The organism is Pontibacter kalidii (genome assembly GCF_026278245.1).
GTDB lineage: Bacteria > Bacteroidota > Bacteroidia > Cytophagales > Hymenobacteraceae > Pontibacter > Pontibacter kalidii.
This window is the reverse complement of record NZ_CP111079.1, coordinates 4902763-4915185: the sequence shown is the minus strand read 5'-3', so window position 1 is coordinate 4915185 and position 12423 is coordinate 4902763. Positions and strand designations below refer to the sequence as shown.

At 53.1% G+C, this 12423-nt stretch carries 6 protein-coding genes; 5 read left to right on the top strand and 1 reads right to left on the bottom strand.

The features are described 5' to 3' along the window. The first annotated feature begins 957 nt into the window (after nucleotides 1–957). The 3 genes from OH144_RS20845 to OH144_RS20835 all read left to right on the top strand — a co-directional run bounded on the left by OH144_RS20845 (nucleotide 958) and on the right by OH144_RS20835 (nucleotide 5578). Entirely contained in the window at nucleotides 958–2190 is a 1233-nt protein-coding gene (locus tag OH144_RS20845) for a M16 family metallopeptidase (protein WP_266204180.1), read from the top strand. Between the two features lie 111 nt (nucleotides 2191–2301). Beyond that, entirely contained in the window at nucleotides 2302–2946 is a 645-nt protein-coding gene (locus OH144_RS20840; protein WP_266204179.1) for an O-methyltransferase, read from the top strand. 301 nt (nucleotides 2947–3247) lie between these two features. Beyond that, the gene (locus OH144_RS20835) at nucleotides 3248–5578 is read left to right on the top strand and encodes a LysM peptidoglycan-binding domain-containing protein (protein WP_266204178.1); all 2331 of its coding nucleotides are present in this window, start codon (nucleotides 3248–3250) and stop codon (nucleotides 5576–5578) included. A 166-nt stretch (nucleotides 5579–5744) separates the two neighbouring features. Here OH144_RS20835 and OH144_RS20830 read toward each other — a convergent pair whose 3' ends face one another. Then, on the bottom strand, nucleotides 5745–7073 hold the full coding sequence (locus OH144_RS20830) for an MFS transporter (protein ID WP_266204177.1): 1329 nt from the start codon (nucleotides 7071–7073) through the stop codon (nucleotides 5745–5747). Between the two features lie 202 nt (nucleotides 7074–7275). On the opposite strand from OH144_RS20830, the gene OH144_RS20825 reads away from it, so the two are divergent. Beyond that, complete coding sequence (locus OH144_RS20825) at nucleotides 7276–8361, top strand: mechanosensitive ion channel family protein (RefSeq protein WP_266204176.1); 1086 nt, start codon at nucleotides 7276–7278, stop codon at nucleotides 8359–8361. Between the two features lie 213 nt (nucleotides 8362–8574). After that, nucleotides 8575–12195 (top strand): DNA polymerase III subunit alpha, encoded by a 3621-nt coding sequence (dnaE, locus tag OH144_RS20820; RefSeq protein WP_266204175.1) that lies wholly within the window; start codon nucleotides 8575–8577, stop codon nucleotides 12193–12195. Nucleotides 12196–12423: the final 228 nt, after the last annotated feature.

Below are 12423 nucleotides of genomic sequence, written 5' to 3'. Positions count from 1 at the left end.
GCTGCTGCTATACTTTATACTTCCCAGTCTCTTCTGGCGCAGGTCTTCAGACCTGTGTCCTACGATGGTGTTGAGGCTGTAATCCGAGTGGCTTGAAAAGCCATACTTCTTCTTGGGCTATACTTTTTATCTAAGCTATACTTTATACCCTTCGCTGCCGCGGGTTTGCAACCCATGCTTTCCTATTCGTTGGGTTTGCAACCCAACTGGCTCATAGAGCCATACTTCATACTTGGGCTATACTTCCATAGCTTCCGCTTCCTTCAGCTTGACACAAGCTATCCCTACTAGCTTCTGTTCATCCTCCAGACTTACAAGCCTACAGTTGCATTTATACTTTGGCTCCCTCCAGCCCGGGAGGCTCGTCCTTTGGCATCGCGCTGGTAGCTTTTCCTTTGCTCCTGACGTCGCAATGCCTCACTTCGTTCAGCACCGGAAAAACTCGCATAGGCGCTCAACCCAAGGACTGGGAATCGTTCGATAGCCTCCGCCAACAGAGCTTGAACCAAGTCCCCCTTCGAAGGGGGTAGGGGGATGATAATCGTATACTGAACAAGGAATAGGAACAGGTTCGATAGCTCCCGCCCTTACTGTCATCTCGACCTTTGGGAGAGATCTCTTTAGAATTACCGACAGATCTCCCTCCCCTGTTCTTAGGGGAGGGTTGGGGTGGGGTGAAAGCTCCACGCCTTTGCTAAGGAGGGGGCAGGGGTGGTTGGACCCGGCGTTGCAGAAACGCGGACAAGGATGTCCGCAGCAGGAGAAGTTCCGGACAAAGAAGTCCGGAACAGCAGAACTACTCCCTCTCCTGCCCTCAGGCCATAATGCTATTCGACAGGTATAGCTGGGCCTGTCCCTGCAGCATCCGCCATACTTTCCCCGTCTGCAATACATCCGCTATTCCCCCGGAAAATCCGGTACTTTTTCCGTACCTTTGCAGGCTAATTTTAGAACGGAATGCCTGATTATCATATTCATACTTTAGAGAACGGAATACGGGTTGTACACAAGCAGGTGCTGCACACCAAGATAGCCCACAGCGGCTTCGTGATGGACATCGGCAGCCGCGATGAGCTGCCGCAGGAGCAGGGCCTGGCCCACTTCTGGGAGCACATGGCCTTTAAAGGCACCCAAAAACGCAAGTCCTTCCACATCCTCAACCGCCTGGAGACAGTGGGCGGCGAGCTGAACGCTTACACCACCAAGGAGAAGATATGCTTCTACAGCTCCGTGCTGGACAAGCACTTCGAGAAGTCGTTTGAGCTGCTTACAGACATTACCTTCCACTCCATTTTTCCGGAGAAGGAGATTGAGAAGGAGCGCGGGGTGATCCTGGAGGAGATGTCGATGTATCTGGATACGCCGGAGGAGGCTATCGTGGATGAGTTTGACGCTGTGGTATTCGACGGGCATCCGCTGGGCAACAACATCCTGGGTACCAAAGAGAGTGTGTCGAGCTTCCAGAAAAAAGACTTCAGAGGCTTTATCGAACGCAACCTGAGCACCGATGCGCTGGTGTTTTGTTCGGTGAGCAACCTGCCTTTCGAGAAGGTGGTGAGGTTGGCCGAGAAGTACCTCAGCGGCATCCCAAGTATAAAAAAGCATCGAGCGCGGGGGCCTTTTACCAGCTATACCCCCAAGGCCGTCACCATCGAGAAACCGATCTCGCAGGCGCACTGCGTGATCGGCTGCCCTGCCTACGCCCTGGACGACGACCGCCGCATCCCGTTCTTTATGCTGAACAACCTGCTGGGCGGTCCGGGCATGAACTCGCGCCTGAACCTGGCCGTGCGCGAAAAGCACGGGTTGGTGTACACCATCGACTCCAACTACGCCACTTACGTCGATACCGGACTGTTGAGCATTTACTTTGGCACGGAGAAAAAGCAGCTGAAGCGCACCACCTCGCTGGTGATGAAGGAACTGAAGAAGCTTCGTGAAAAGCAACTGGGCTCGCTGCAGCTGCACACCGCCAAGGAGCAGCTGATGGGGCAGCTGGCCATGGCCGAGGAAAGTAACATGGGCCTGATGATGATGCTCGGCAAAAGTATACTGGACCAGGACAAGGCAGAGTCGCTCAACGAGATCTTCGACAAGATCAAAAGCATAGAAGCTAAGGATCTGCTGGACATCGCCAACGATGTGCTGCGTGAGGAGAATCTGAGCATTCTGAATTACGTGCCTAATTAATTGCTGATTGCTTATTGTTGATTGTTTGGGGTTCACCTGATATCATGCAGCCACTCCAAAACAGAAGCAGTATACAAAAGCAATTAACAATCATCAATTAACAATCAGACTATGGAATTTATAGACGAAGACCTGCTGCGCTACTCCGAAGAGCATACTTCGCCGGAGAGCGAGCTACTGCACAAGATAAACCGCCAGACGCACCTGAGCGTAATGCGGCCGCGCATGCTGTCGGGGCACCTGCAGGGGCGTTTGCTGGCTATGTACTCCAAAATGATACGGCCGAAGCAGATTCTGGAAATCGGCACCTACACCGGCTACTCGGCGCTGTGCATGGCAGAGGGCCTGCAGCCGGGCGGCACCCTGCACACCGTAGATATTAACGAGGAACTTGAGGAGCGTGTGCGTGGCTATTTCGCAGAATCGGGCTACGGCGAAAGTATAAAGTTCTACATTGGCAATGCGCTGGAGATCGTGCCCACCATTGAGGACGCATTCGACCTGGTGTTTATCGATGCCGACAAGATCAACTACGGCCGCTATTATGATATGGTGATAGACAAAGTGCGCCCCGGCGGCTACATTATTGCCGACAACGTGCTCTGGAGCGGCAAAGTGTTGGAGAAATACCGCAAAAAGCTGGACGAGGACACCAAGGCTGTGATGGACTTTAACCAGCACGTGCACCAGGACGAGCGGGTGGAGAGCATCCTGCTGCCCGTGCGCGACGGCCTGATGATTGCCCGAAAAAAATAAAATGATGAGGGGAGGCGCTGTTAGGGCCTCCCTTTTTTCTTCCCTCCTACCCTAACCTGCTATACTTCTGCAGCTTAAGCACCTGCCCTTTCTGCCGAAGAAAAATTCCTGCTTTTCTCCCCGAAAAAATAATGCAGGAACTTAGTGGGGCGTTTTAGAATACGAAGCTTTTTCCGTTAATTTTGCATTAGCTATATTCTATTCTGAACACATTAACATATAGACATTTATCTATAGTTAACTCAACAGGAAGTAGAGCCTCCGTATCATCACAGTTAATCAAACTTAAGCGTCTCTCGTCATGAGAAAATCCTTTGCCACGTTTCTTGCACTCCTGCTTTTGCCCCTGCTGGCACAGGCGCAAGGGGTAACCGTACCCCACAACATCTATTTTGCCGATATCCACCTGAAGCTCAACAACAGGGCGCAGGCCGAGATCCAGAAAAAGGTAGATGCCCTGCAGCGCAGCCAGCTATACTTCCAGATGAAGGTGGACCTGGCAGATGCCTATTTCCCCATTATTGAGCGTGTGTTTAAGGAAGAAGGCGTTCCGGACGATTACAAGTACCTGGCCCTGCAGGAAAGCGGCCTGATTGGCGATGCCGTGTCTACCTCCAACGCGGTGGGTTACTGGCAGTTTAAGCGCGAAGCCGCCCTGGACTTTAACCTGCGCATGGACCGCCATGTGGATGAGCGCCGCCATATTGTGGAGGCCAGCCGTGGCGCTGCCAAGTACTTTAAGCGCAGCAACAACTACTACAACAACTGGCTCAACTCGCTGCTCTCGTACTACCTGGGCTACACCGGCGCCAAAGCCTTTACCAAGCCATCCGACAACGGCGCCAGGCAAATGGACATTACCGAGAAGACAAATGATTACATCATAACCTTTTTAGCGCATAAGGTGGCCTATGATGCTTTTGTAGGCAAGGCCAACCCACCGGCCGTGTCGCTGCGCGAGCTGCGCGCCAACCCGGGCCAGAGCCTCTCAGAGATCGCCGTGGCCACCAAGACCGATTACAGCGAGCTGGAGAGGTATAACAAGTGGCTGCTGGGCAATTCCATCCCATCGGATAAGGATTACTACGTGATGATTCCGGTGCGCAACGGCAGCGACATGAACGTGGTGGCATCAACGAAGGAAACAACACCAACCCTGCCGCGCCAGGGCAACTCCGGCAAGGCCTCTGCCGCCATCGTGAAGCGCAATAACCTGAACGCGCTCGTGGCCCGCGAGAAAGACACGAAAGACAAACTGGCGCTGCAGGCAGGCATTTCTACCCGCAAGTTTCTGAAGTATAACGACATGCACAGCTTCGATAAAATTGAGGCTGGCACTGCGTATTATATCGAGCCGAAGCGCACTTCTGCCGACGCGGAGTTCCACGTGGTGCAGCCGGGTGAGACGATGCAGCTGATTTCGCAGCACTACGGCATGCGCCTGAGCTACCTGCTGTACAAGAACCGCATGAAGCGTAATGAGGTGCCGGTGCCGGGCCGTGTGCTGTGGCTGCAGAAACGCCGCCCCGCCCACACCCCAGTGGAAGTACGTGACCCGAACAGGCAGAAAACCGCATCAGCTCCCAAAGAGACCTATGAGCCGGTGGCCAGCACAGCCGAGCCTAAAAAAGAGAATTTCTTTACCCGTTTGCTAGACAAACTGAAAGGCAACCCACAGCCAGAGGAAGCTGAACAAGAAGCAGTAGTGGCAACCGCTCCTGTTGCCGAGGAAGCAGCGCCTGAAGAGGAAGCCTTTGAGGAAACAGTTTTAGTGGAAAAGGCACCTGCAGCAGCGGCTTCATCCCCTAAAACCCCGGCCACAGAAAAGCCTACGCTGTACCCGGGCGCAGCTAAAACCGAGGCAGCTAAAGCTAAAGAGGTTCCAGCTGAGGAAGAGGAACTGTTTTCTGAGCAGGAGCCGGAACTGGAGCCAGCCCCAGACATGGAGGTAGATCCGTTTGTGACAGAAGTGGCTAAGGAAGAGAAAGCTCCGGCGCCAGCAGCGACAGCTGCACCGGTAAAAAAGCCGGTCGCCGCTGCAAAGGAGCCTGCCCCGGCACAGCAACCAACATCTAACACCACCACGCACATCGTGAAACCGGGTGAAACGCTTTGGGGCATCTCCAGAATGTACGCCGTAAGTATTGATGACCTGGTAGCCTGGAACAACCTGGGCGACGCGCCGCTGAAACCGGGTCAGGAGCTACTTATAGTAGAGCCGCTGCAGCAACCGGCAGCCTCCCCGTTTACAGAGGATGCAGCAGAAACACCGGCCACCCTGCTCCCCACCAGCAGCGCCTACCACACGGTAGCAACCGGCGAAACGCTGTACCAGATTTCCCGAAAGTATAACGTGTCGGTAGACCAGCTGCGCCAGTGGAACACCCTGCAGGGCAGCAGCCTGAGCCTTGGCCAGGAACTGCGCGTAAAAGCTCCCGCTGCACCAGCTGCTGCGCCTGCAGCGACAGGCAACACCCCAACCGGCATTATTTACCACACCGTAGCTGCCGGCGAAAGCATGTACCAGATCTCCCGAAAGTATGATGTAACCATCAAGGATATCATGGAGTGGAACAACAAGCCGGACTTCGCGGTAAGCGCAGGCGAAAAGCTGGAGATCCGAAAGAAGTAGTTTTAGTTACTGGTTGTTAGTTATTAGGTGTTAGATATTAGCCGTTAGAAGGCTGGCACGAAGGGAGCAGCAACTACATTCCGGAGAGCATCTCATGAAAGTATAAAAGCTGGCCGCAAAGCCAGCTTTTATACTTTAGTCCAACAACTAATAACCAATAACCAACCTACCGTTCTTCCGGCGGCGCAGTCAGGTTAGAGGCGGTTTGCAGGCCGGTGGCGATCTCGGGCACGATGCCGAGGCGCTCATAAATAGGCTGCACCATTTTGCGCAGGCGCGGCCTTTGTACTGCAAAAGGAATGATACTGATCACACACAAAAAGCCACATCCCGCTAACGTATATCCTACGCCAACCATCTCCGCCACCGACCCTGCCAGCATACTCCCGATCGGGGCCATCCCCATAAAAGCGGTGGAATAAAGGCTCATCACGCGGCCTCGTTTGTCATCCTCCACCAAGGTCTGCAGCAGCGTGTTGCAGGAGGCCATCGTCACGATCATGCCAAAGCCGGAGAACAGCATGAGCACTAGTGAGAGCAGCAGCACTTTGGAGAAGGAGAAAGCGATCAGGGCCAACCCGAAAAGCGACATGGTAAACAAGAGGACCTTTCCCAAACCCACCACCGACTTCCGTTGCGCCAGGAACAAGGCCCCGCTCAGCGCCCCAAGGCCGGAAGCCCCCATTAGGTAGCCCAGCGTGTTGGCGCCGCCATGCAGGATGTCCCGGGCAAAAACGGGCAGCAGCACCGTAAATGGCATCCCGAACAGGCTCAGCAGCGCCACGATCATGATCAGCGAGCGGATAGGCGCAAACCCGAAGGCATACTGGAAACCATGCTGGAGCGACGCCCATACTTTGTGCTGCTGCGGCACCCGCTCAAAAGGTTTCAGGCGCATGAGCAGCAAGGACCCCAGCACTGCAATGTAACTGACGGCGTTGATCAGGATACACATCCCCTCGCCCACCGCTGCGATAAGCAGTCCGGCAATCGTTGGGCCTACCAGCCGGGCCATGTTGAACAAGGAGGAGTTCAGGGCGATGGCGTTGCTCAGGTCCTCGCGGCGATCCACCATCTGTACCACAAAGGCCTGCCGGGTCGATATATCAAAGCCGTTTATGATGCCCAGAAAGGCACTTAGCGCCAGTATATGCCAGATCTCAATGGTGTTGGTAAGCACCAGCGCCGCCAGCGTGGAGGCCTGCACCATGGAGAGCGTTTGCGTTACCAGCAGCACCTTGTGGCGGTTAAACTTATCGGCGAGCACGCCGGCAAAAGGACCAAGTATAAACGAGGGGATCTGGCTGGAGAAGGTAACGGCGCCGAGCAGGAAAACAGAGTCAGTAAGGCGATACACGAGCCAGCTAAGCGCGATCTGCTGCATCCAGGTACCGATAAGCGAAATCCCCTGCCCCACAAAAAAGAGCCTGTAGTTGCGATAGTGCAAGGCCCTGAACATCCCCCCTAACTTACCCGAACTTGCTGCTACTTCCATTTCTGATACTATTGCTACCTTCGTTCATGTACAAACTTTAGCTTACGGACCATGCCCCATCCAGAGTTTTAGAAATGCTGTAAGTATAACCCACGAAGCAAAACCAGGGCGTGCCTTGTTTAAGAGCTGTTAGCACCCAGGCCTGCCAATCCCTAAAACTAAAATTTGTATATTTAAGCCAAATTAACCACTAAACAAGTACATGACTGATATATTAAACAGAGTATATTTTCAGAATACAGTTCAAGATTATCTTATTGCCCTTGCCATTATCCTGCTGGGCTCCCTCCTGATTGCTATATTCAGGCGCTCCGTACTGCTCCGCATCCGGAAATGGGCTGAGAGGTCTACCTCCCATTTAGACGATTATATTGTACAAAGCCTCGCGAAGTTCGGTGTCCCGGTTTTGCACTTTTTCGTCCTATACATAGGTATAACCTCCCTCAATCTGACACCACGCCTGGCTGGTATCGTCACCATTGCCACCACAGTGGCGGTTACTTTCATGGTGATCCGGTTTATCACCTCTACCCTGATGCAGTTGGTCCGCACCTACTTCAGGCGCAAGCACCCGGACCGCAGCAGTGCCAATGAGATAGGTGCCATCAGCCTGATCCTTAATATTGTAGTTTGGTTCATTGGCATCGGCTTTCTGTTCGACAACATGGGCTACGACCTCACGGCTATTATTGCAGGTTTAGGTATAGGCGGCATTGCCGTGGCGCTGGCGGCTCAGAACATATTGGGCGACCTTTTCAACTACTTCGTCATCTTTCTGGACAGACCTTTCGAGGTAGGTGATTTTATTGCATTAGGCGATAAAAGTGGCACCATTGAGCATATCGGCGTGAAAACAACCCGAATCAAAAGCCTTACCGGAGAGCAGCTAATCGTCTCGAACAGCGACCTGACCAGTTCCCGCATCCACAATTACAAACGTATGGAGCGCCGCCGCATACAGTTTGGTATTGGAGTAACCTACGAAACACCTGCCGATAAGCTGGAGGCTATACCTTCAACTATCAAGGAGATTATAACAAACGAGAAACTAGCCGAATTTGACAGGGCACACTTTGCCTCCTACGGCGACTCGTCGCTTGATTTTGTGATCGTTTACTACGTGCTCACATCCGATTTTAATCAGTACATGGACACTCAGCAAAGTATAAACATGCAGCTGTTCAGAGAGTTTGAAAAACAGGGAATCGAGTTCGCCTATCCTACCCAAAAGTTATATGTGGTGAACGAGAAGCCAGAAGAGGTAAAGGAGCCTCAGCGTATGTTCTAGGCTAATATTTTAAGAGCCAGACAAAGCCAAAATAACACGACGCGGCGGGATTATTCCTGCCGCGTTTTTGTTTTAACCCGAGGCGGGATTTCGTTTGGGCAGCCGACCGATTTTCTGTAATTTTAACATCCCGAAAATGACCGTCAAGTATAGATTCTTTCTGATACAGAAGTCATTCTTAATTCATCATTCGTAATTCCTAATTCTTTATAAATGCCCGTTTTTTCGCATTTACATACCCATACGCAGTACTCGCTGCTCGACGGCCAGGCCAGCATCGGCGCGCTCATGAAAAAGGCGCAGGCCGATGGCATGCCCGCCGTTGCCATGACCGACCACGGAAACATGTTCGCCGCCTTCAACTTCGTGAACGAGGCCAACAAGTATAACGTGAAGCCGATCGTGGGCTGCGAGTTTTACCTGGTAAAAGACCGCCACCAGAAAACCTTTAGCAAAGAGGTAAAAGACGTGCGCCACCACCAGCTGCTGCTCGCCAAAGACCAGGAAGGCTACCAGAACCTGGCCAAGCTCTGCTCCATGTCCTATATCGAGGGTATCTACAGCAAGTGGCCACGTATCGATAAGGAGCTGCTTTTAAAGTATAGCAAAGGGCTGATTGCCACCAGCTGCTGTATTGGCGCTGAGGTACCGCAGGCCATCCTTTGGAAAACAGAAGAGGAAGCCGAGGAGATTTTTAAATGGTGGCTCGATGTGTTTGGCGAGGATTATTACATCGAGATCCAGCGCCACGGTTTGATGAACATTGACGGCACCGGAAAAAGCCAGGAAGACATCAACCAGGTACTGCTGAAATGGGCCAAAAAGTATAACGTAAAAGTTATCTGCACCAACGACTCGCACTATGTGGACCAGGAAGACTGGAACGCGCACGACATCCTGCTGTGCGTGAACACGGGTGAGGATCAGAGCACGCCGGTGGGTGACTTTCATACAAAATACTACCGCTTCCTGTCGGATGACCAGAAGGTGATCTACGATACGGTGGAGAACGTGCGCCAGAAGTATGGCCATCAGCCGGGCGTGCGCCAGATGCTGAACCGCATCGACGAGGCCGGACCAAAAACACGCTTTGGCTTCCCCAACGACCAGTTCTACTTCAAGACGCAGGCCGAAATGAACGAGCTGTTCAAGGACGTGCCGGAAGCCGTGGATAACACCAACGATATTGTAGACAAGATCACGCCGCCCAAACTCAAGCGCGACATCCTGCTGCCCAACTTCCCGATTCCGCCGGAGCATGCCGGTCCTGACGCGTACCTGCGCCACCTCACATACGAGGGGGCCAGAAAGCGCTACACCGACATCACCCCAGAAATTGAGGAACGCCTCGACTATGAACTCCGCATCGTAGAGACGATGGGTTTTGCCGGTTACTTTTTGATCGTGCAGGACTTCATCAACCGGGGCCGCGACATGGGCGTGTTTGTGGGACCGGGCCGTGGTTCGGCAGCCGGTTCTGCAGTAGCGTACTGCATCGGTATCACCAACATCGATCCGATCAAGTATAACCTGCTCTTCGAGCGCTTCCTGAACCCGGAGCGTGTGTCGATGCCCGATATTGATATTGACTTCGACGACGTGAACCGCCAGCGTGTAATCGACTACGTGGTGGACAAGTATGGCAAAACGCAGGTAGCCCAGATCATCACCTTTGGTACCATGGCGGCCAAATCGTCCATCAAAGACGTCGCGCGTTCTACCTCGCTGCCGCTTGCCGAAGCCAACGAGCTGGCCAAAATGGTACCGGACACCCCGGGTACCACTTTGGCCAAGGCTTTTATGGAGAACCTGGATCTGGCCGCCATCCGCGAAGGAGACGACCACCGCGCAGCCGTGCTGAAACTGGCCGAAAAGCTGGAAGGCTCGGTGCGCAACACCGGTATCCACGCGGCGGGTGTGATCATCGCCCCGGACGATATTACCAACTACATCCCGGTTTCTACTTCCAAAGATTCTGACCTGCTCGTAACGCAGTTTGACGGAAAGGTGATCGAGAGTGCAGGCATGTTGAAGATGGACTTTCTGGGCCTGAAAACCCTGACCATCATCAAAGATGCGCTGGAGCTCATCAAGAAGAACCACGGCGTGGAGATTGACATCGATACCATTCCGATTGACGACGAGAAGACGTACCAGCTTTACCAGCGCGGCGACACGATTGGTACGTTCCAGTTCGAGTCGGAAGGCATGCGCATGTACCTCAAAGACCTGCAGCCGACCAACATTGAAGATTTGATTGCCATGAACGCCCTTTACCGTCCGGGCCCGATGCAGTTCATTCCGAACTTCATTAACCGCAAGCATGGGCGCGAAGAGGTAGAGTATCCGCACGAGCTGCTGGAGCCGATCCTGAACTACTCCTACGGGATCATGGTATACCAGGAGCAGATCATGCAAACGGCCCAGATCCTAGCCGGTTACTCACTGGGTGGTGCCGACTTGCTGCGCCGCGCCATGGGTAAGAAGGACATGAAGAAGATGGCCGAGGAGCGTGAGAAATTCATCGCCGGAGCTGCCGAAATTCATAAGATCCCGGCCAAGAAAGCCTCTGAGGTATTCGACGTGATGGAGAAGTTCGCCCAGTACGGCTTTAACCGCTCCCACTCGGCTGCCTACTCCGTGGTAGCTTACCAGACAGGCTACCTGAAGGCCCACTACCCGGCCGAGTACATGGCCGCCGTGCTGACCAACAACATGAACGACATCAAAAAGGTGACGTTCTTTATTGAGGAAGCCCGCAAGCAAGGGGTCGCCGTATTGGGCCCGGATGTGAACGAATCGTTGCTCAAGTTCAACGTGAACGAGCAGGGCCAGATCCGTTTTGGTTTAGGTGCGATAAAAGGCACTGGTGAAGCTGCCGTAGATGCTATCATCTCGGAGCGTGAAAAAGGCCTGTACCAGGATATCTTCGACTTTGCCAAGCGCATCAACCTGCGTGCGGTAAATAAAAAGACGTTTGAAAGTATGGCTTTGGCCGGCTGCTTCGACTCCTGGGAGCTCTACCACCGCGCCCAACTGATCGAGATACCGGAAGGCGAAAGCATGAGCGTGCTGGAGAAGGCGGTGCGTTATGGCAACAGTTACCAGGCAGAGCAACAAGCGGCGCAGCAGTCGCTGTTTGGCGGAAGTGCCGCCGTAGCCGCTCCGCTTCCTAAAATTCCGGAAGTGCCGGTTTGGACGCAGGCCGAGATGCTTCGCCGCGAGAAAGAGGTAGTTGGTTTCTACATGTCGGGCCACCCGCTCGATCAGTTTAAACTGGAGATCGACTCATACTGCACCTGCCCGCTGGACAGGATTGAAGAGTATAAAAACCGCGACGTGAACGTAGCCGGCATGGTAACCGACGTGGTCATCCGCACAGCCAAGAACGGCAATCCCTTTGCCCTGTTTACTATTGAGGACTATGATACTTCCATGCAGATGGCGCTGTTCGGGGAGGATTACGTAAAATTCTCGCCTTACCTGAAGATGGGTTTATACTTGTTTATCCGGGGCAAAGTACAGCTGCGCTATAAAACCGAGGACCAGTGGGAACTGAAACCGCAGAACATTCAATTGTTGGGCGATGTGATGGACAAGATGGCACAAGGCGTGCAGCTCAACATTAACCTGCAACACTTCACGCCGAACCTGGCCGAGGCACTGGAAAACTCCATCGTAGCCAGCCCGGGCCAAAAGCGCCTGGAGATTACCTTGCACGTGCCGGAGGAGAAACTGGCGCTGCCAACTTACTCCCGCAAGTATAGAATCGACCCGAAGCTGTTTTTGACTTCGATAAAGGACTTGGGGCTGGGAGAGTGTAAACTGATTTAATTTGAAGGTTCAGGAATGAGGGGATTAGAAGATAGATTTGCTCACCTACTGAAAATATAAAAGAGGTGCACTACTTTGGGTGGTGCACCTCTTTTTGTTTCATGCTTTTGCTCTTTCGGACTTCCCAGTCCGAAAGCCGGCTGATGGGGATTTCCTAATCCCCATTTTTCTTGTTTACGCGGATTAGGAAATCCGCTTCAGCCCCCGTTTCGGATTAAGAAATCCGAA

Coding starts and splice junctions, on each gene's coding strand:
- OH144_RS20840 (WP_266204179.1), top strand. CDS start 2,302: ATGGAATTTATAGACGAAGACCTGCTGCGCTACTCCGAAGAGCATACT.
- OH144_RS20830 (WP_266204177.1), bottom strand. CDS start 7,073: ATGGAAGTAGCAGCAAGTTCGGGTAAGTTAGGGGGGATGTTCAGGGCC.
- OH144_RS20825 (WP_266204176.1), top strand. CDS start 7,276: ATGACTGATATATTAAACAGAGTATATTTTCAGAATACAGTTCAAGAT.
- OH144_RS20845 (WP_266204180.1), top strand. CDS start 958: ATGCCTGATTATCATATTCATACTTTAGAGAACGGAATACGGGTTGTA.
- dnaE (WP_266204175.1), top strand. CDS start 8,575: ATGCCCGTTTTTTCGCATTTACATACCCATACGCAGTACTCGCTGCTC.
- OH144_RS20835 (WP_266204178.1), top strand. CDS start 3,248: ATGAGAAAATCCTTTGCCACGTTTCTTGCACTCCTGCTTTTGCCCCTG.